The sequence below is a fragment of the Halobellus sp. Atlit-38R genome, from assembly GCF_003665925.1.
GTDB classification, from domain to species: Archaea; Halobacteriota; Halobacteria; order Halobacteriales; family Haloferacaceae; genus Haloquadratum; species Haloquadratum inordinatus.
This window is the reverse complement of the sequence record NZ_QXIJ01000008.1, coordinates 110,828-129,737: the sequence shown is the minus strand read 5'-3', so window position 1 is coordinate 129,737 and position 18,910 is coordinate 110,828. Positions and strand designations below refer to the sequence as shown.

The 18,910-nt window shown below is 66.4% G+C and carries 18 protein-coding genes; 11 read left to right on the top strand and 7 right to left on the bottom strand.

Features of this window, described 5'->3' with window-relative positions:
• Window positions 1-138 precede the first annotated feature (138 nt).
• Window positions 139-2,007 (top strand): Glu-tRNA(Gln) amidotransferase subunit GatE, encoded by a 1,869-nt coding sequence (gatE, locus tag D3D02_RS12375; RefSeq protein WP_121570300.1) that lies wholly within the window; start codon window positions 139-141, stop codon window positions 2,005-2,007.
• Between the two features lie 163 nt (window positions 2,008-2,170).
• Entirely contained in the window at window positions 2,171-4,078 is a 1,908-nt protein-coding gene (locus D3D02_RS12370; RefSeq protein WP_121570299.1) for a methyl-accepting chemotaxis protein, read from the top strand.
• 38 nt (window positions 4,079-4,116) lie between these two features.
• Here D3D02_RS12370 and D3D02_RS12365 read toward each other — a convergent pair whose 3' ends face one another.
• The 3 genes from D3D02_RS12365 to D3D02_RS12355 form a co-directional block, all read right to left on the bottom strand.
• Entirely contained in the window at window positions 4,117-5,043 is a 927-nt protein-coding gene (locus tag D3D02_RS12365; protein WP_121570298.1) for a M48 family metallopeptidase, read from the bottom strand.
• Between the two features lie 98 nt (window positions 5,044-5,141).
• Window positions 5,142-6,005, bottom strand: coding sequence for an RNA methyltransferase (locus D3D02_RS12360; protein WP_121570297.1), 864 nt, complete (start codon window positions 6,003-6,005; stop codon window positions 5,142-5,144).
• Window positions 6,006-6,587 carry a hypothetical protein gene (locus tag D3D02_RS12355; protein ID WP_121570296.1) on the bottom strand — a complete coding sequence of 194 codons (582 nt, stop codon included), beginning with the start codon at window positions 6,585-6,587 and terminating at the stop codon, window positions 6,006-6,008. It abuts the gene before it with no gap.
• 115 nt (window positions 6,588-6,702) lie between these two features.
• On the opposite strand from D3D02_RS12355, the gene D3D02_RS12350 reads away from it, so the two are divergent.
• From D3D02_RS12350 to D3D02_RS12330, 5 genes are all read left to right on the top strand, one after another.
• Window positions 6,703-7,221 carry a hypothetical protein gene (locus D3D02_RS12350; protein ID WP_147435613.1) on the top strand — a complete coding sequence of 173 codons (519 nt, stop codon included), beginning with the start codon at window positions 6,703-6,705 and terminating at the stop codon, window positions 7,219-7,221.
• A 97-nt stretch (window positions 7,222-7,318) separates the two neighbouring features.
• Window positions 7,319-9,427 (top strand): ribosome rescue protein RqcH, encoded by a 2,109-nt coding sequence (gene rqcH / locus D3D02_RS12345; protein WP_121570294.1) that lies wholly within the window; start codon window positions 7,319-7,321, stop codon window positions 9,425-9,427.
• Between the two features lie 218 nt (window positions 9,428-9,645).
• The gene (locus D3D02_RS12340; RefSeq protein ID WP_121570357.1) at window positions 9,646-10,359 is read left to right on the top strand and encodes a DUF4013 domain-containing protein; all 714 of its coding nucleotides are present in this window, start codon (window positions 9,646-9,648) and stop codon (window positions 10,357-10,359) included.
• Window positions 10,360-10,443: 84 nt separating this feature from the next.
• The gene (locus D3D02_RS12335; protein WP_121570293.1) at window positions 10,444-11,139 is read left to right on the top strand and encodes a DUF4013 domain-containing protein; all 696 of its coding nucleotides are present in this window, start codon (window positions 10,444-10,446) and stop codon (window positions 11,137-11,139) included.
• A gap of 34 nt (window positions 11,140-11,173) precedes the next feature.
• A complete protein-coding gene (locus D3D02_RS12330) occupies window positions 11,174-12,241 on the top strand; it encodes an mRNA surveillance protein pelota (RefSeq protein WP_121570292.1) in 1,068 nt (355 codons plus the stop codon).
• Between the two features lie 24 nt (window positions 12,242-12,265).
• On the opposite strand, the gene D3D02_RS12325 is transcribed toward D3D02_RS12330, so the two are convergent.
• On the bottom strand, window positions 12,266-13,264 hold the full coding sequence (locus D3D02_RS12325) for an ornithine cyclodeaminase family protein (protein WP_121570291.1): 999 nt from the start codon (window positions 13,262-13,264) through the stop codon (window positions 12,266-12,268).
• A gap of 119 nt (window positions 13,265-13,383) precedes the next feature.
• A complete protein-coding gene (locus D3D02_RS12320; protein WP_121570290.1) occupies window positions 13,384-13,617 on the bottom strand; it encodes a hypothetical protein in 234 nt (77 codons plus the stop codon).
• Between the two features lie 263 nt (window positions 13,618-13,880).
• Between D3D02_RS12320 and D3D02_RS12315 the strand changes: the two genes are divergently transcribed.
• Complete coding sequence (locus D3D02_RS12315) at window positions 13,881-15,212, top strand: MFS transporter (RefSeq protein WP_121570289.1); 1,332 nt, start codon at window positions 13,881-13,883, stop codon at window positions 15,210-15,212.
• A 43-nt stretch (window positions 15,213-15,255) separates the two neighbouring features.
• Here D3D02_RS12315 and D3D02_RS12310 read toward each other — a convergent pair whose 3' ends face one another.
• Together D3D02_RS12310 and D3D02_RS12305 are read right to left on the bottom strand one after the other, a co-directional pair.
• Complete coding sequence (locus D3D02_RS12310) at window positions 15,256-15,678, bottom strand: DUF3054 domain-containing protein (protein ID WP_121570288.1); 423 nt, start codon at window positions 15,676-15,678, stop codon at window positions 15,256-15,258.
• 84 nt (window positions 15,679-15,762) lie between these two features.
• Complete coding sequence (locus D3D02_RS12305) at window positions 15,763-16,356, bottom strand: class I SAM-dependent methyltransferase (protein ID WP_121570287.1); 594 nt, start codon at window positions 16,354-16,356, stop codon at window positions 15,763-15,765.
• A gap of 77 nt (window positions 16,357-16,433) precedes the next feature.
• Here D3D02_RS12305 and D3D02_RS12300 point away from each other — a divergent pair, with 77 nt between their 5' ends.
• From D3D02_RS12300 to D3D02_RS12290, 3 genes are all read left to right on the top strand, one after another.
• Window positions 16,434-17,015 (top strand): GNAT family N-acetyltransferase, encoded by a 582-nt coding sequence (locus tag D3D02_RS12300; RefSeq protein WP_121570286.1) that lies wholly within the window; start codon window positions 16,434-16,436, stop codon window positions 17,013-17,015.
• Window positions 17,016-17,078: 63 nt separating this feature from the next.
• Window positions 17,079-18,059, top strand: coding sequence for a flap endonuclease-1 (gene fen, locus D3D02_RS12295; RefSeq protein ID WP_121570285.1), 981 nt, complete (start codon window positions 17,079-17,081; stop codon window positions 18,057-18,059).
• Between the two features lie 162 nt (window positions 18,060-18,221).
• A complete protein-coding gene (locus tag D3D02_RS12290) occupies window positions 18,222-18,806 on the top strand; it encodes a hypothetical protein (RefSeq protein WP_121570284.1) in 585 nt (194 codons plus the stop codon).
• Window positions 18,807-18,910 lie beyond the last annotated feature (104 nt).

Here is an 18,910-nt window from a genome sequence, read left to right as displayed (position 1 = left end):
CCGTCGCGGTGTGGATGCGCCGCCCGTGAACGCGACCCCGTCGCGGGTACGAACGTGCTACCCTAAACTGCGACCCCCGCCGTACCCGCCGGCGCGGACTGAATCATTTTTTACGCCGGGGGTTCGCACTCATTCGTAATGACCGCGTACGACTACGACGATCTCGGCCTCGTCGCGGGCCTGGAGATCCACCAGCAACTCGATACCGCGACGAAGCTGTTCTGTGGGTGCCCGACCGAGGAGCGCGACCCGGACGCGGCGACGCGCTCGTTCACGCGCTACCTGCACCCGACGAAGAGCGAACTCGGCGAACTCGACGAGGCGGCGCTCGAAGAGAGCCGCGTCGAACGGGAGTTCGAGTACCTCGCCTACGACACGACCTGTCTCGTCGAAGAAGACGAGGAACCGCCGCACCGACTCGACGACGAGGCGCGCGAGGTGGTGCTGCAGATCGCCGAACTCCTCGATATGGAACCGGTCGATCAGGCCCACGTGATGCGAAAGCTCGTCATCGACGGCTCGAACACTTCGGGCTTTCAGCGGACCTCGCTCATCGCTCAGGACGGTGCGATCGAGACGAGCGACGGCCCCGTCGGCGTCGAGGACCTGATGCTCGAAGAGGAGTCCGCCCAGCGCGTCGAAGAGCGGGGCGACGACGTCACGTTCTCGCTTGATCGCCTCGGCGTTCCGCTCGTCGAGATCGGGACGCGCCCCGACATCGACTCGCCGGAGCAGGCCCAGGAGGCCGCCGAGACGATCGGGATGCTCCTCCGCTCGACCGGCGCGGTCAAGCGCGGCCTCGGGACGATCCGCCAGGACGTGAACGTCTCGATCGCGGAGGGTGCCCGCGTCGAAATCAAAGGCGTGCAGGCGCTCGACCAGATCGACGAGATCGTCCGCCAGGAGGTCGGCCGCCAGGTCGAACTACTGGACATCCGCGAGCAACTGCACGAGCGCGACGCGTCCGTCGGCGACGTGACCGACGTCTCTGCGGTGTTCGCCGACACCGACTCGGGCGTGATCGGCGGGGCGCTCTCGGACGGCGGTTCCGTGATGGCCGTCCCACTGTACGGCTTCGACGGACTCGTCGGGCGCGAGATCCAGCCCGACCGCCGGCTCGGAACCGAACTCTCCGATCACGCCAAGCGGCACGGCGCGGGTGGCATCTTCCACACCGACGAACTGCCCGCCTACGGCGTGACCGAAGACGAAGTCGACGCGCTACGTGAGGCGGTCGACGCCGGCGACGACGACGCGGTCGCTATCGTCGCGGCCGACACCAAAACCGCCGAGATCGCCATCGAAGCGGCCGCCGAGCGCGCGGAAACGGCCATCGAGGGCGTGCCCGAGGAGACGCGCGGCGCCAACGACGACGGGACGACGCGCTACCTCCGGCCCCTCCCCGGCGCGGCGCGGATGTACCCCGAGACGGACGTGCCGCCGGTCGGCCTCGACCCCTCGGAGGTCGAGACGCCGGAACTCCTCACCGAGAAGGTCGAACGCTACCAGTCCGAGTTCGACCTCGACGCCGGACTCGCCGAGCAGGTCGCCTACGGCCGGCGGATGCCGCTGTTCGAGCAGGCAGTCGAGGAGGGAATCGACGCGACGTTCGCGGCCGGACTCTTGGAGTCGACGCTGACCGAACTCCGCCGCGACGACGTCGCCGTCGCGGAACTGACCGACGAGCACCTCCTCGCCGTGATGCACCTCGTCGAGGACGGCGACCTCGCGAAAGAGGGCGTCCAGGACGTCCTCGCGACGCTGGCCGAGAACCCCTCGCTCTCGGCCGAGGAAGCCGTCGAGGAAGCCGGCCTCTCCGGCGTCTCCGAGGACGAAGTCCGCGAGGCCGTCTCGGAGGTCGTCGACCGCAACGCAGACCAGGTGGAAGCCGAAGGAATGGGCGCGTTCTCGGCGTTGATGGGCGAAGCGATGGGCGCGCTCCGCGGGAAAGCCGACGGTGAGATCGTCAGCGACGTGCTACGCGAGGAGATCCAAAAGCGGGCCTGAGGGCCGACGCGACCGACAGGACCGTATACATCCGCGTACCGGTTTCACCGACTGCTCGGTGCGCAATCAGTTGCAAACGCTACTATATCTGTGCTACCAATTCTCAATACCAGATGTGATATCTGGTGGCAACTCTTTTCACCGTGGTGATATCTGACGGTATATGGCGGAGATTACGAACGAATGGGAAAATACTGCGGGGAGCGGGGACGGACACGAGGGGATCTTCGAAAAACTCACCAAGTACACCCCGAGCGGTCACTCGATTCCGGAGGACACCTGGCGCGGTCGGCACAGAAATATCGTACTGCTGTTACTTGCGCACATCCCGTTTCTGTTCGCGCTCGGGCTGTACGAGGGGACCGAATCGATCAGTGGGGCGACGTTCCCGGCGTACTCGCTGCCAGAAATCTTCCTGCGGCTGGGCGTCCTGTTCGGGTTCGCCCTCCTCGCGAGTTGGCCTCGACTCGGCCGCCGCGTCCGGACGTCGCTCGCGACGATCGGGCTGGCGACGGGGTCTGCCGTCCTCGTGTACTTCTCTGGCGGCCTGATCGAAGCGCACTTTCACTTCTTCGTCGTGATGGGCGTCGTCGCCGTCTACGAGGACTGGCTGCCGTTCCTCGTCGGTATCGTCTACGTCGCGATCCAACACGGCTACTTCGGGATGACGGCACCGGAGGCCGTCTACAACCACACCGCGGCGATCGCAAATCCGTTCGTGTGGGCGTTCATCCACGCGGCGTTCGTGCTGGCGCTCGCGGCCGCGCTGATGACGAACTGGTACTCGATCGAACGCTCCCGCGAGCAGGCCAGACAGCGGTTAGCCGAGACGGAAGCGGCCGAGGAAGCTAAGGCCGAGGTCGAGGCGAAACAGCGGGAGGTCGAACGCCTGAACGAACACCTCGAAGCCAAGGCAGACGCCTACAGCGCGACGATGGCCCGCGCCGCCGACGGCGACCTCGGCGCTCGACTCGACGCCGAAAGCGAGAGCGAGGCGATGGTTCAGATCGCCGAGGGCTACAACGAGATGATGGACGAGATGGAGACAGCGGTCCAGGACATCCAGGCGTTCGCACAGGAGGTGACGGCCGCGAGCGAGGAAGCCTACGTCGGCGCCGAGGAAGTCAAACAGGCGAGCGCGGACGTGAGCGAGTCGGTTCAGACGATTTCGGAGGGGACCGACGAACAGCGCGAGATGCTCGAAGAGGTGTACGCGGAGATGACCGACCTCTCGGCGACCGTCCAGGAGGTCGCCTCGTCTGCCGAAGGGGTCGCAGAGACCTCACACGAGACGGCAACCATCGCCGACGCCGGCGAGGAGACCGCCCGACAGGCGATCGACGACGCGCAGGGCGCCCAGTCGTCGATCGACTCGACCGTCGAGCACGTCGAACGCCTCGAACGCCAGATGGCCGAGATCGGCGAGATCGTCGAACTCATCAGCGACATCGCAGAACAGACGAATATGCTGGCGCTGAACGCGAACATCGAAGCCGCGCGCTTCAGTGGTGGGAGTGGCTCCGGCAACGGGGACGGCTTTGCGGTGGTCGCCGACGAGGTCAAGCAGTTGGCCGAAGAGACCCAGGAGTCGGCGAACGACATCGAGCAACTCATCGAGGAGACGCAAGCGCAGACCGAGCGCACGGTCACGGAGGCTCGCGCGGCCGACCAGCAGATGCAGGAGGGCGTCGAGGCCGTCCAGGACGTGCTCGACGCGTTCAGTCAGGTGGCGACGAACACCGAGGAGACCGACAGCGGCATCCAGGAGATCAGCGAGGCCACCGACGACCAAGCCGTCAGTGCCGAGGAGGCGGTCGCGATGGTCGAAGAGGTCTCCGAGATCAGTCAGACGACCGCCGAGGAGTCCGCAGACGTCTCCGCGGCCGCAGAAGAGCAGGCCTCCTCGATCACCCAGGTCAGCGCCAACGTCGAGTCGCTCACCGAGCAGGCCGAGCAACTCCAGGCGCTGTTGGCGAAGTTCGAGGTCTCCGCAGCGCCGTCACCGGCCGAGAGCCCGAGCGCGACGTCGCCAGCGGGATCCGATGTCGCGCTGGGCGACGGCGGCCGCTGATTCGGCCATAGTCTCCGTTTTCTGATTCCTCGCCACTCTCATTCGATCGGGACCCGAACTGCCGATTCTTCCGCGCGTTCCCGGAGCCGTGCGATGCGGTCTTCGATCCGTGGATGCGTCGAGAAGTACTCGCGCAGTCGACGTTCGTCCTCTGAGGGGACTTCGCCGTGCGTCCACAGCGGCGAGGCCGAGCCGATATCGGGCCTCGTGGCTCGATCGAGTTTCTGGAGTGCGCTCGCGAGCGCGAGCGGTCGACCCGTCACCTCTGCGGCGCGTTCGTCGGCCGCGAACTCCCGTCGGCGCGCGTGCGATCTGAGGAACAGCGTCGCCGTCAGGCCGAGGAGCCCGACTCCCATCTCGATCCGTGCTCTGAGCCGTCCGGGAATCGTCTCGGCCCACGACTGGGGCTCGCCGCGGAGCCACGCGACGCCGAGCGCGGCCCCCGTCACGAGGAACACGAGCGGTGAGAGGAGCAACTCCAGCGTGATGACCACGAACTGAGTGAGGCTGAGCGCCGTGGTCTGGACGAGACTGTCGTGCCGTTCGAGGTGCGCGAGTTCGTGGGCCAACAGCGCCTCGAACTCCGCGGCGTCGAGCAGGCGAAACAGCGAGGCGTCGACGACGAGCGTCCCACGGCCGGGCGTCGCGAGCGCGAGCGCGTTTGGCATCCCGAGCCGTGCGACCAACAGCCGCGGGCGTTCGACCGCCATTTCGTCTGCGACCGCCGCGAGCAGATCGTAGACGACCGGCGCACGCGACGCCGGCAGTTCCCACGCGTCGACGGTAGCGAGGATCTTCCGCGTTCCCAGACGAAGGCTCAGAAACGCGACGACGAGCGTCCCGCCGCCGACGCCGAGGACGAGTACGACCGGACTGGGGCGGAACTGCCAGATCGTCGTGAGAACGACGATGCTCCCCAGCGCCAAGAGTCCGTAAAACGACAGCACTGCGACCCCGACGGTCATTCGCTGGAGGCGGCTCGGCCGGGGTGAATCTCCCTGGTGCCGACTTCCGGACGGGGGTGCCGACATCTGTTTCGTTACGGTTCCGTTAGGCCGCTCGTTCAGTCTGTGTGGACGCTGTCCGCTGCCGTCTGGTCCTCGCGCTCAGAGTCAGACGCGTCGGTTTCGACGAGGTCGGTTTGGTCGTTGTCGGGGTCGTCTGCGGCGTCGCCGTTCGTGTGATCGCCGAAGGTACGGTCGCCGAGCAGGTCGTTCGCCCGCCGGAAGATTCCCGTGAGGGTGGTGATCTCCCGCTCGGTCGGGTGCGCGCGGCCGAGCAGCCGTCGCATCATCACCCGCGTCTTCTCGCGTTTGTGCTCGCGGCTCTCGATGGAGCGGTGGAACTCCTCGAAGAAGTCGTAAAAGCGGTCGATGTCGGCTTCGTCGGCGCGTTCGCGCTCGACGTCCGGCAGTTGCGTCTCCTCGACGGTCAGCGACCGGAGTTCGTACAGGAGGATCGTCGCCGCCTGCCCGAGATTCAACACGGGGTAGTCGCCGCTGGCGGGGATCGAACAGACCTCGTCCAGTCGGGTCAACTCGTCGTTGTCGAGGCCGGTCCCCTCGCGCCCGAAGACGAGCGCGGTCTGTGTGTCGACCGTTTCCAGGCTCTCGCGAACCTCGACGGGCGTCTTGAACGGGAACCGCTCGTGCTTTCGGCTGTCCTCGTTCGTGATCGCCGTGGTCCCGATCGTGTGGTAGTTCTCGACGATCTCCTCGAAGGTGACCTCGTCGGCGTTCGGAAGGACGTCCTCGCGAGCGTGCCCGGCGAAGCCGTACGCCTCGCCATCCTCGCTGAGTTCCGGGGGATCGACGAGCTTCAGGTCCGTGAGTCCGAAGTTCTTCATCGCGCGGGCGATCGTGCCGACGTTCCCGGGCGTCTTCGGCTCGACGACGACGACGACGGGGTCGTGACTGCGTCCCGTCATCTACTTCGTCGGGTACTCCCGACCCAGATCGACGTCGTCGAGCGGTTCCTCCTCCGCATCGTCGTCGACAGTCGTAATCTCGCCCGTCCGCAGGTCGATACGCTTGCGTTCGCCCTCGTACTCCTCGTTCAGGCGGCGGTTGAGCTCTGCCGGGTCCGGCGGCGTCGGCAGTTCGTCGGGGTCGGTGTCGACGTGTTCGAGGCCGCCGTAGCCCTCGGGAGCGCGGTTGCCGGCGACGAACCACTCGTGGAACTCGTCGCGGAACGTCTCCGTGCCGGCGGCGTCTTTCCCGTTCGCCTCGCGGAACCAGTAGAGGAAGTCGGCCTCGTGCTCCGAACAGAGGAGCACTTCCTCCATCGGCTCGCCGTAGACGATCTCAGCCTGGTTGCAGCGCTTTTTGTTCTCCTCGCCGTGGACGAGATAGCAGGCGTCGCAGGGTTTTCCCTGCAGGTACGTCAGACGGATGAGTCGCTTTCGCGTGTCCTCCGGTACGTCGTCGAGCGACCGGAACTCGCCGTCGTCGGTAAACACCTCCTCCTCGTCGAAACGCCAGCCGCGGAGGCCGATGCTGACTTTGGCCATCGAGGAACGGTAGCGTGCGATCGGATAAAAAGAGCGTGCCTCGGGGGTCGGCCGTGACGTTCCAGAAGAAGACGCCGGGGGAAGTATCAAGGCGCACCGTCGGAAACGCCCTTCTATGCCTGCGGACGAGCCCTCGTCGTCTTCGTCATCATCTTCGTCGTCGCCTTCGACGCCCCCGCGTTCCGGCACCGAGCAGTCCTCGTATCCCGACACCTCGCCGCTGTCGCCGCGGATGGAGGCGCTGCTACTCGGCCGCGACCCCGACACTGCGGTTCGCCTGTCGGCCGTCGCGGGTACGCTCTTCGCCGTCACGTTCGTCCTGCACCTCCCCCCGCGGCTCGTCGGCTGGCTGTCGTTCCCGTTTGGACTCTTTTTGCCGCTTCTCGTCGGCACAGCCTTCCTCGCGGCCGCGGTCGGTGCGTATCGCAACGACGGCTTCTTCGTCGCGCTCTCGCTCGCCGGCGGTCCGAGTTTCGGATTTTACCTCCCGCTCGGGCTCTTCGAGTTGACGTATCCCAGTGCAACGGTCCTCGAAGGGCTGACGATCGGCGCGACGGTCACTGTCGTCGCCGGCACGGCCGGATTCCTCGTCGGCGCGGGCGGGCGGCGAGCGATCCGCCGAATCCGCGACTGACGACGGAACTCGGCGGCCGATTCACCGACGCGCGGATCGATTCACCGTCGGCGCTCGGAGCGTGCGCCTTTTCCTTCCCCCGCGAGAACGCAGGGGTATGGACCCGAAGCGGGAGCTCACGAGCGTCGACCTGGCCGCCCTCGTCACCGAACTGAACCGGTACGAGGGAGCGAAGGTCGACAAGGCCTACCTCTACGGCGACGACCTGCTCCGCTTCCGGATGCGCGATTTCGACCGCGGCCGGGTGGAACTCATCCTCGAAGTCGGCGACGTCAAGCGGGCACACGTCGCAGACCCCGAACGCGTCCCCGACGCACCCGGACGACCGCCGAACTTCGCGATGATGCTGCGGAACCGACTGTCGGGCGCCGACTTCGCGGGCGTCGAGCAGTTCGAGTTCGACCGCATCCTCGTCTTCGAGTTCGAGCGCGGCGACGAGAACACGCGCATCGTCGTCGAACTGTTCGGCCAGGGCAACGTCGCCGTCCTCGACGAGACGGGCGAAGTCGTCCAGAGCCTCGAAACGGTCAGGCTCAAATCACGCACGGTCGCCCCCGGCTCGCAGTACGAGTTCCCCTCCTCGCGTCTCAATCCGCTCACGGTCAGTTACGACGCACTCTCCCGGCGGATGGAGGACTCAGACACCGACGTGGTGCGGACGCTCGCGACGCAGTTGAACCTCGGTGGCCTCTACGCCGAAGAGCTCTGCACCCGCGCGGGCGTCGAAAAGACGATGTCGATCGCGGACGCCGGCGACGACGAGTACCGCGCGCTCCACGACGCGATCGAGGACCTCCGGACGCGACTCCGCTCGGGTGACTTCGACCCCCGCGTCTACACCGACGACGACGGCGCGGTCGTCGACGCGACGCCGTTCCCGCTGGAGGAACACGAGCGCACGGGCCTCGACAGCGAGGCGTACGACACCTTCAACGACGCGCTCGACGAGTACTTCTACCGGCTCGAACTCGAAGACGACGAACCTGAGGAGACGGGTCGCGAGCGCCCGGACTTCGAGGCGGAGATCGAGAAGAAAAAGCGGATCATCGACCAGCAGGAGGGCGCGATCGAGGGGTTCGAAGCGCAGGCCGAAGCCGAGCGCCGTCGCGCCGAGTTGCTGTATGCGAACTACGACCTCGTCGACGAGGTGCTCTCGACCGTCCGTGAGGCTCGCGAGAACAGCGTCCCCTGGGACGAGATCCGCGAGACGCTCGCGGCGGGGGCCGAGCAAGGGATCCCCGCGGCCGAAGCGGTCGTCGACGTCGACGGCGCCGAGGGAACGGTCACGATACAACTCGACGACACCGAGGTGGAAGTCAACGTCGACACCGGCGTCGAGAAGAACGCCGACCGACTCTACACCGAAGCCAAGCGCGTCGAAGAGAAGAAAGAGGGCGCACTCGCGGCAATCGAGAATACCCGCGAGGAACTCGAAGCCGTGAAACAACGGCGCGAGGAGTGGGAAGCCGACGACGAGGACGAAGACGAAGCCGAGGAGGAAACCGAACCCGAAGACCGCGACTGGCTCGAGATGGAGTCGATCCCGATCCGCACCTCCGAGCAGTGGTACGAGCGCTTCCGGTGGTTCCACACCTCCGACGGCTTTCTCGTCATCGGCGGCCGCAACGCCGACCAAAACGAGGAGATCGTCACGAAGTACCTGAACAAACACGACCTGTTCTTCCACACGCAGGCCCACGGTGGTCCGGTGACGGTCGTGAAGGCGACCGGGCCTTCGGAGCCATCCGAAGCGGTCGAGTTCCCGGAATCGACGAAACAGGAGGCCGCCCAGTTCGCGGTCTCGTACTCGTCGATCTGGAAAGAGGGCCGCTACGCCGGTGAGGCGTATATGGTCACGCCCGATCAGGTCTCGAAGACGCCCGAGTCCGGCGAGTACATCGAGAAAGGCTCGTTCGTCATCCGCGGCGACCGGACGTACTTCAGAGACGTCGCTGCCGAGGTCGCGATCGGCATCCAGTGTGAGGGGGTCACGCAGGTCCTCGGCGGCCCGCCGTCAGCGATCGAAGCGCAGGTCGAGACGTCGATTCGCGTCCGGCCCGGTCGCTACGCTCAGAACGACGCCGCGAAGATGCTCTACCGGGAGTTCCGCGAACGCTTCACCGACCAGAAGTTCCTCCGAAAGGTCGCGACCCCGGACAAGATCCAAGAGTTCCTGCCGCCCGGCGAGAGCGAACTCGTCGAGTAGCGCGATTCTCGTACGGCAGGCAGTCCCGAATTTGACTGCGACTGCTGTTATCACCAATCTCGGGGGTAAGCCGCGCGTACTGTCCGTACGTGGTCTATATTTATCTTTGATGACATCGTACTGTACGCTTGGAGCAAATCGGCTGTTCTGCGTCAGAGGCCAGACGGGACGCCCGTCGACGGTCACAGCGCAGCAGACGGCCACGCTCGGTGATCATTATGATACAAGACTCGCTGCAGTACCTCAGAAACGACGAGAATTGGGTTACGACCGTCCTCATCGGAGGGATCCTCAGTCTGCTGGGCGTCCTGGTCGTCCCGACGCTTTTGGTCCTCGGATATCTGGTACGGGTCGTCCGCGGGACGATGCACGGCGAGGAACAGCCGCCAGTGTTCGACGAATGGGGCGACCTGTTCACTGACGGACTCAAGGCGTTCGTCGTCGTCTTCGTCTACGGGCTGATCCCTGGACTCATCGCGGCGGTCGTCATCGGCGGCGGGATCTTCTCGTTCGTCGTGGGCGGCGGATCCGACTCTGCGGGCCTCGTCGGCCTCGGAATGGCAGGGATTCTCCTGGGAAGCCTACTCGCGCTCGTGTTGAGCCTGCTGGCGGCGTACGTCGTCCCGGCGGCGATTTCGAACCTCGCGCAGACCGATCAACTCGGGTCCGCGTTCTCGATCAGCGAACTCCGTCCCGTACTGACCTCGGGCACGTACGCGACCGCGTGGGTGTACGGCTTCGCGCTCATCATCGCGGCCAGCCTCGTCGCTGGCGCGCTGAACGTGATTCCGTTACTCGGACTCCTTGCGGGCGGATTCCTCGGATTCTACGCCGCGGTCTCTGCGTACTACCTCATCGGCCAGGCGTGGGGCGAGATCCGCGACGTCGAGATGCGCGAGAGCGACTCCCTCGACGAGCAGGCGGCCGTGTGAGGCGAGCGCCGACGAAAGTACCCACCGATCTTTCCGAAACCAAATCCCCCACAGTTACTTACTCGCACTGATTCCTCTCAGCCGATGCTGTCGGATGCCCTCCACTATCCGCTCGATAGCGACGACTGGCTTCGCACGATACTCATCGGGGGACTGCTGAGCGTCCTCTCGGTGCTCGTCCTCCCGGTCCCGCTCCTCCAGGGGTACTACGTTCGCGTGTTGCGCGGCACGACCCGCGGAGACGCCGCCCCGCCGGCCTTCGACGAGTGGGGCGACCTGTTCGTCGACGGCCTGAAACTGATCGGCGTCAACATCGCCGTCTCGATCGTCGTCGTCGTGGCGATGTTCGTCGTCGGGATCGTCACTGGCTTCGGCTCCGCGATCGGGTCCGGCGCGGGCCCCGTGATCGGATCCGGAGCGAACGGCGGTCTCGGCGGACTCGGCGGGCTCTTGACCGTCGTCGCGTTCTTCGCCTTCGTCGCGTTCGCGCTGCTGCTCGGCTACGTCGCGCCCGCGATGTTCGCGAATTTCGCTCGCGAGGACTCGATGGCGTCCGCCTTCGACGTCTCGACGGTGCTCGCGGCGGCGACGACCGCCGACTACCTGATCGCGTGGGTGCTCGCCGTCGTCGTCGCGCTCGTGCTCGGGACCATCGCGAGCCTGTTGGGTATCGTCGTCGTCGGGATCTTCGCCCTCTTCTACGTGCAGGTCGTGACGTACTACCTGTTCGGCCGCGGGTTCGCCGACGGCCTGGCGGACGCCCAGCGCGGGTCGCTATAGCAGGATCTTTCTCCCCGCGTCCGAAATCGGGGATATGCGAATTTCGAGCCGCGGCCGCGGCGAGGAGGGGCGCGAGCGGATGACGCTCGTCCCCGAGAACGTCGACGACCTGTGGCACCTCTCGCACGTCCTCGAATCCGGCGATCTCGTCTCCGGCGACACCACGCGCCGTATTCAGCGCGACGACGAGAACCTCCGGGACACGGGCGGCCAGCGCGAGCACCTCTTCGTGACGATCGACGTCGACGACGTCGAGTTCGCGCGCTTTGCGAACCGCCTGCGCGTCGGCGGCGAGATCGTCGACTGCTCGCGCGAGGACCAGCTCGGGCACCACCACACGCTCAACGTCGAGGAACACGACGAGATCACGATCGAGAAGCACTTCAAGCCGGACCAGGTCGAGCGGATCGAGGAGGCCGAAGCGGCGGCCGAGAACGCCGACGTCGCGATCGCGACCGTCGAGGAAGGTGAAGCACACATTCACACGGTCGCACAGTACGGCACCGAAGAGCGCTTCTCGTTCACTGCGCCGACCGGCAAGGGCGAGTACGCCCGCCCGCGCTCGGAACTGTTCGCCGAGCTGGGGAAGGCGCTCGCGCGGATGGACGTCGACGCGATCATCCTCGCCGGCCCGGGCTTTACGAAGCAGGACGCACGGGATTACATCGCGGAGAACCACCCCGACGTCGCCGACCTGCTCACCGTCGTCGACACGGCGGGCGTCGGCGACCGCGGCGTCCACGAGGTGCTGAAACGCGGCGCCGTCGACGAGGTCCAGACGCAGACCCGGATCTCGAAGGAGGCCGAACTCCTCGACGATCTGATGGAGGGCATCGCGACCGGCGAGAAAGTCGCCTACGGGATCGACGAAGTCGCCGAGGCCGCGGAGTTCGGCGCCGTCGAAGAACTGCTCGTCGTCGACGACCGACTCCGACAGGAACGGCAGGGCGACGGCGACTGGGACGTCGACGTCAACGAAGTCATCCAGTCGGTCGAACGGCAGGGCGGCGAGGTCACCGTCTTCTCCGGCGAGTTCGACCCCGGACAGCAACTCCGGAATCTGGGCGGCATCGCGGCGCTGCTGCGCTATCGGCTGCAGTAACGGTTCTGTCGCTTCGCCTCCGACTTATTCGCCGGTGAGCGCCTGGCTGCCGGGCGCGAAGTCGATCGTCTCCCCCAGGCCGGCCTCCGTCGCCTTCTCGTAGAGCAGGTACGCGCCGGCGACCGTTTCGATGCCGGTCCCGCCGCTGTCGAAGACGGTGATCTCCTCGTCGGACTCCCGACCGGGGGCGTTGCCGGCGACGACGTCGCCCAGCTCGGCGTGAACGTGGTCCTCGTCGACGACGCCTTCGTCGAGTGCGTGGAGGAACGAGCCGGCGTCCTGGAACGCGCGGTCGCGGAGGTCGGGCACGTACTTCGCGCGCTCGATGGTCGCGGCGTCGAGTTCGCGCTTCTCGGGGTTGTACTGGCCCATCGCGGTGACGTGGGTCCCCTCTTCGAGCGCGTCGCCGTCGAAGACCGGTTCGCTGGCGTTCGTCGCGGTCACGACGATGTCAGCGCCCTCGATGGCCGCGGTGGCCGAGGCGACGGCGGCGACGCTGCCGTCGAGTCGGCGGTCCATTTCGCCGGCGAACTCTTCGCGGTGTTCTTTGGTCGGCGAATAGACCCAGACGGTCTCCAGATCGCGGACCGTCGCCAGCGCCCGAAGTTGGCCGCGGGCCTGTGCGCCGCTGCCGATGATCGCCGCGGAGCTGGCGTCCTCGCGCGCCAGTTCGTCGGCCGCGACGGCGCCTGTCGCGCCGGTCTTGAAGGGGTTCATACTCGCGCCGTCGAGCAGCGCGAGCGGTTCGCCGGACTCCGAATCGAAGATCGGCGTCGTGAACCACGCGTCCTCGGCTCCGAAGCCGGCGGTGTACATATAGCCGCCCATCGCGCCGGTGTCCGGGAGGATCGCCGCATACGTCGTGAGAAAGCCCGGCGGATCGGCGTTGCCGAGCTTCGTTCGCGGTTCGGCAGGAGCCCCCTCGCCGCGCTGTCGGTACGCGTCGCGGACGGCGTCGACGAACTCCGCGGGCGTCGCGAGGCCGTCGACGTCCGAACTTTCCAGAAACAGCGTCTCAGTCATACGACCGCGTTCGACGGCCAGCGGTAAGAACGTGCGGGAAACTGTGGGACGCGGGATTCGGAAACGAATACGCGGGACGTATCGTGCAACAAACGGCGATGCGACAGGGAGCTGAACGTTCAGTCGGCGTTCTGTAGCCGAACGTTCTGTCGGGTGTCGGTCCCGTCGAAACTGGATCGGGCACCGGAAACCGGCGCGCGGACGAAGAGTGCGTGTCCGATGATTCCTGCCGCGACGGCGGCCGCGATGGGCACTGCTTGGGTGAGAGAGAGGCTGGTCTGCATAAGGCCGCCGGTCAGGCCGAACAGTGCGAGTGGAATGAGTCCGAGAACGTAGTCGTAGTACCCTGTCATAATACAATATATACTACGGGAGTAGGGAATATAATTGTTTTCCATCTCTAACTGATATATTTGTCGTCGCTGTTTGGATGGTTTTTCATAAGTTATGAGCCCCGATTCCGGCTCAGAGACACTCAGACCCGAAATAATTGGGTCGCCGAATTGTACAATTTGTACGTTTTTGCCCGCGTATTAGTGTGACAAAGTAGCATACCAACCGATGCAGCGTGTCTCACACCGGAGCGTTGAACTGACCGGTCGCCGGAACGTACGACGTGAACTCGAACGATCGGTCGATCGTGGCGTTGGTGATGCTCGCTCACGGGATGGTCCACACCTACGAGCTTTCGATCCCGATCTTCGTCTCGATCTGGCTCACGGAGTTCGACGTGCTCTCGCTCGGCGTCGCCGAGTTCGAGGTGACGGCGGCCACGCTGGGACTGGTCGTGACCGCGGGCTACGGCCTCTTCGGTGTGGGTGCGCTCCCCGGCGGCGTCCTCGTCGATCGCATCGGCTCGCGGCGACTCATCACGCTCTGTCTGTTCGGGATGGCTGGCTCGTTCGTCCTCCTCGGCGTCGCGCCGAACCTCCTCGTGGTCACGCTCGCGCTGCTCCTGTGGGGCGCGGCCGCGAGCGTCTACCACCCGGCGGGTCTGACGCTCCTCTCGAAAGGCGTCGAAGAACGCGGTACGGGCTTCGCCTACCACGGAATCGCCGGGAACGTCGGCACCGGCTTGGGACCGCTGCTGACGGCGATTCTCCTCCTGTTCGTGGACTGGACGATCGTCGCCGTCGTTCTCGCCGTGCCGGCGCTCGTCGCCGGCGCGTACGCGATCCGCGCACGGTTCGACGAGACTGCGGCCGTCGCATCTGAGGACACCGTCTCCGACGGTGGAGGTGGGTCTGACGGCGACAGCAGAGCCGAAGGCGGCGTCGCCTCGCTCCCGGAGTTCGTCTCCGAGACGCGGCGGCTCTTCGCTGGGGCGTTCGCGCTGGTCTTCGTCGTCGTGATGGCGTCGGGATTGTACTACCGCGGCGTCCTCACCTTCCTCCCGAACCTTCTCGAATCCTTCCCGGCGTTCGCACCAGTTCCACTGACGTCGCTACTCCCGCCGTTCCTCACCGACGCCCTGGGAATTCCCCCCGGATCGGGACGCTCGCTCAACCCGGAGCGGTACTTCTACTCTGGACTGCTGATCGTCGGCGTCTTCGGGCAGTATCTCGGCGGCAAACTCACCGATCGGATGCCGGTCGAATACGGGCTGGCGGGCGGCTTCGGCCTGCTGGCCGTCCTCGCGGTCGTGTTCCTTCCCGCCGCGAACGCGGGGCTCGCACCACTCTTGGTCGTCGGTGCGATCCTCGGCTGCGCGCTCTTTCTCGTCCAGCCCTTCTATCAGGCGACCGTCGCGGAGTACTCACCGGCCGGCACGCGCGGCCTCTCGTACGGCTTCACGTACCTCGGCGTGTTCGGCGTCGGCGCGCTCGGCGGTACTGTCGCCGGCGCGATTCTGACATATGCGACTCCAACAGCTCTGTTTGCGACGCTCGCCGGGTTCGGTGCCGTCGGATCGGGAATCGGCGTCGTACTCGCCCGACGCGGCCGATAACAGCGACGTGGCGACGACGCTCGACGAAAAGAACGGCCGGCAATTACCGGAGTAGGGCGAAGAACAGCCAGCGACCCGCGATCAGTGCGACGCCGCCGACCAGCAGCACGACGACGCCGAACGAGACCTGGAAGCCGCCCGAGAACAGCGGCGACGCGCGGAGCACGAAGCCGATAATCGCTGCCGGAATCCACGCCCGGATCGCGAGCGGGATCGCTGCCTTCGCCGACTCGGCTGCGCCGGCGGAGTACGCGCCGATGAGCGGGCTCGCGACCGCCCAGCCGACGAGGAACGGGACGAGCGTCAACAGCCACGCGACGGGGGCAGTCGAGAGGTACTCGACGCCGTTGTGGTTGATCACGCCGATCGTGAGGACGGCCGAGAGCGCCAACACGTCGACGACTGCGAGGGGAAAGGCCTCGGCGTCGATGCGTCGTGCGAGGAACGACTCCTCGGATGATGCCATACTCGTCGATTTGGACGCTCCCTAATGGCTCTCTCGGATTCCATCTCGTAGCAGGTGCGGATCGAGTCCCGACTGGCTCTCGACTCACTCTCGGGGGACGCGGCCGACGACGACGTATCCGAACCCCTCGCGGACGATCCGCGCGTCGAATCCTGCCTCCAAAAGCGCCTCGCAGAGTTCCTCGGGCGTCCAGAACGTCGGGTCGAAGCCGACGAGTTCCTCGGCGGCGACGAGCGCGCGGCCGCGGACCCCCCGCGGGTGAAACTCCTGGACGACGAGCACGCCGCCGGGACGGATGACGCGCGCTGCTTCGGCCAGCCCCGCCATCGGGTCCGGGAGATGATGCAGCGCGTCCACGACGACCGCGGCGTCGACCGCGTCGTCGGCGATCGGCAGGTCGCCGGCGTCGCCGCGGACGGCCTCGTGACCCGCGGCCCGAGCGCGCGCGAGCATCCCGGCGGAGACGTCGACGACGACCGGATCGATTCCCACGCGAGCGAGCCCCCGCGAGGCTCGACCGGTCCCGCCCGCCAGGTCGATCACGCGGTCGATCGGCCGGTCGGCGAAGGCGAAGGCGTCGCGCAACCGACCCACCCGCGCCGGCGGCATCGCGACGTCGTAGAGTCGAGCGACACGGTCGAAAAAGCGGACGTCGCCGGGGCCGAAACGAGAGGACATAGATTCGCTACGGCAGCGGCGGGAAAGGAACTGTCGGACCGCCGCACTCTTTTCTATGCCCGCCGTCTCCCTCCACGATGGAGTACGTCGTGCTGGGCTGGCCGTCTGACGGGCCGACGCTCAGGCTCGATTACAGACGGTTCGCCTACGCCGGGAAGTTCGTGATGTCGAACACGGGCAAGGCGGTCGTCCGGGATGGAAGCAGTGACACCGAGGAGTTCGACACCGACGTACGGGCCGCGCTCGCGTTCAACGCCGACCGGACCGAGTCAGACACGCTCTGGTACCGCTACGTCACCGTCCGCTCGGACGCGAAGGGCGAGGGGCTCGGCCCCCGGCTCGCGGCGTTCGTCGCCCCACGCGCTGCCGAACGGGGCTACGATCGACTGCGGATCGCCGTCAACAACCCCTTCGCTTACGAGGCGATGTACAAAGCCGGGTTCGAGTGGACCGGCCGGGAAACCGGCCTCGCCGAACTCGTTCTCGAACGGCCGGCCGACGCGTCCGAAGACGTGCTCGCGACGGCGGATACGGCGACGTACCAGGACGGACTCGACCGGTACCGCGAGCGCGACCTCGGGGAGCCGGAGGCGTCGTTTCTGGCCGACCGCGTCGGCGCCGATCCACCCGCCGCCGTCACCGCGCACCGTCTGTCCTGATCCCGTTTCGGAAGCCGGCTCGGACCCGGACGATTAAATTGCCGTGCGGTCGAATTCCGGACAATGGGTAACGCAGATCTGCGGAGTCTGGCGGCGCTTTCGGCGGTCGACTTCGACGAGGTGGCCGGGAGCGTCGTCGCCGTCGACGCGCACAACTGGCTGTACCGGTATCTGACGACGACGGTCAAGTTCACGCGAGAGGAGGCCTACACCACGGACGCGGGTGAAGAAGTGGCGAATCTGATCGGCCTCGTGCAGGGATTACCGAAGTTCTTCGAGCACGACCTCGTGCCGGTGTTCGTCTTCGACGGCGGCGTGACGGAACTGAAAGACGACGAAGTCGCCGAGCGACGCGCCGCTCGCGAGAAAGCCGAGGAACAGAAGGCAGCGGCCGAAGAGCGCGGCGACGACGTCGCCGCCGCCCGCCTCGAAGCGCGGACCCAGCGCCTCACGGACGTCATCCACGAGACGACGCGGGAACTCCTCGAACTCTTGGACGTTCCGGTCGTCGAAGCACCCGCGGAGGGGGAGGCTCAGGCGTCGCATATGGCACTTCGCGGCGACGCCGACTACGTCGGCAGCGAGGACTACGACACGCTGCTGTTCGGTGCGCCATACACGCTCCGACAACTCACCTCGAAAGGGAATCCGGAACTGATGGACCTCGAAGCGACACTCGCCAAACACGAGATCACCCGCGAGCAACTCGTCGACGTCGCGATCCTCTGTGGCACGGACTTCAACGAGGGCATCTCCGGCGTCGGGCCGAAGACGGCGCTGTCGGACATCCGCGAGCACGGCGACCTCTGGGCGGTGCTCGACGCCCGCGAGGCGTACATCGAGAACGCCGACCGCGTCAGAGACCTCTTTCTCGACCCGCCTGTCACGGACGATTACGCGTTCGATACCGACCTCTCGCCCGATATCGAGGCCGCACGCGCGTACGTCACCGCGGAGTGGGAGGTCGCCGCCGACGAGGTCGCACGCGGCTTCGAGCGTATCGAGTCCTCGCTCGTCCAGACCGGCCTCGACGAGTGGATATGATCGGTGAGCGTGTCGGGAGCGTGAACCAGACGGCTGTGAATCGAACACGAAAACCGGGAGACATCGGATCTGTGACGCCCCGTCCCCACCGCTAGCCGGTAACTCAAACGAGCGTTCCACCTATCCCAACTGGTATGATACCGTCAATCATCTGTGGTGACAATGCGTCGCCGCCGCCTCCTCTCGCTCGCCTCCACCCTCGCGTTCGGCTGTCTGTCGGGGTGTCTCTCTCCGACGGGATCCGGCCCCGCCACGAGGTCGCAGACGCCCGAATCGCTGCCTCCGAGTGGCTACGGAACCATCTCGGAGTTCGACGCCGGCGACCCGTTTGCGACGCGGCGCGTCGGTGACCCCTCCGAGGAGCACCACCACCGCGTCGTGGTCTGGAACGACGACTCCGAGCGCCGATCGATCGGCATCCGCCTCCGGGACGTCGACGCCGACGCGTCCGTTCTCGACGCCGCGCCCACGTTCCCGGCCTACGGCTCGCTGCTCGTCGAGGTGTATCGCCCGACCGACTACGTCCTCGACGTGGCGCCGCCGACGGACACCGACCGCACGCTCGGCATTCGCCGAGACTTCGTCGACTGCAACGACTCGGCGACGCACGTCGCCGTCCGTCCCGACAGCAGCATCCGCGCACGCGTCGTCTCGACGGCGCTCGCCTGCAACGTCGGATCGACAGCGGCAGGCGCAGCCGAGGCGACGCCCGCTTCGACCGCGAATACGACCGGAGACCGAGCGTGATTCTCGTCCGTTCGCGCCGCGTCCTGTCGCGTTCGCACGTCTTCGGGCACCCGATCGCACCACGCCGTCGATTTGCGCGGTAGCTTTTTGTCCCGTCGCGGTCC

Bases quoted from the DNA above. Each gene is read 5' to 3' on its own strand.
- gatE (WP_121570300.1), top strand. From the start codon at position 139: ATGACCGCGTACGACTACGACGATCTCGGCCTCGTCGCGGGCCTGGAG.
- D3D02_RS12370 (WP_121570299.1), top strand. From the start codon at position 2,171: ATGGCGGAGATTACGAACGAATGGGAAAATACTGCGGGGAGCGGGGAC.
- D3D02_RS12365 (WP_121570298.1), bottom strand. From the start codon at position 5,043: ATGACCGTCGGGGTCGCAGTGCTGTCGTTTTACGGACTCTTGGCGCTG.
- D3D02_RS12360 (WP_121570297.1), bottom strand. From the start codon at position 6,005: ATGACGGGACGCAGTCACGACCCCGTCGTCGTCGTCGTCGAGCCGAAG.
- D3D02_RS12355 (WP_121570296.1), bottom strand. From the start codon at position 6,587: ATGGCCAAAGTCAGCATCGGCCTCCGCGGCTGGCGTTTCGACGAGGAG.
- D3D02_RS12350 (WP_147435613.1), top strand. From the start codon at position 6,703: ATGCCTGCGGACGAGCCCTCGTCGTCTTCGTCATCATCTTCGTCGTCG.
- rqcH (WP_121570294.1), top strand. From the start codon at position 7,319: ATGGACCCGAAGCGGGAGCTCACGAGCGTCGACCTGGCCGCCCTCGTC.
- D3D02_RS12340 (WP_121570357.1), top strand. From the start codon at position 9,646: ATGATACAAGACTCGCTGCAGTACCTCAGAAACGACGAGAATTGGGTT.
- D3D02_RS12335 (WP_121570293.1), top strand. From the start codon at position 10,444: ATGCTGTCGGATGCCCTCCACTATCCGCTCGATAGCGACGACTGGCTT.
- D3D02_RS12330 (WP_121570292.1), top strand. From the start codon at position 11,174: ATGCGAATTTCGAGCCGCGGCCGCGGCGAGGAGGGGCGCGAGCGGATG.
- D3D02_RS12325 (WP_121570291.1), bottom strand. From the start codon at position 13,264: ATGACTGAGACGCTGTTTCTGGAAAGTTCGGACGTCGACGGCCTCGCG.
- D3D02_RS12320 (WP_121570290.1), bottom strand. From the start codon at position 13,617: ATGACAGGGTACTACGACTACGTTCTCGGACTCATTCCACTCGCACTG.
- D3D02_RS12310 (WP_121570288.1), bottom strand. From the start codon at position 15,678: ATGGCATCATCCGAGGAGTCGTTCCTCGCACGACGCATCGACGCCGAG.
- D3D02_RS12305 (WP_121570287.1), bottom strand. From the start codon at position 16,356: ATGTCCTCTCGTTTCGGCCCCGGCGACGTCCGCTTTTTCGACCGTGTC.
- D3D02_RS12300 (WP_121570286.1), top strand. From the start codon at position 16,434: ATGGAGTACGTCGTGCTGGGCTGGCCGTCTGACGGGCCGACGCTCAGG.
- fen (WP_121570285.1), top strand. From the start codon at position 17,079: ATGGGTAACGCAGATCTGCGGAGTCTGGCGGCGCTTTCGGCGGTCGAC.
- D3D02_RS12290 (WP_121570284.1), top strand. From the start codon at position 18,222: ATGCGTCGCCGCCGCCTCCTCTCGCTCGCCTCCACCCTCGCGTTCGGC.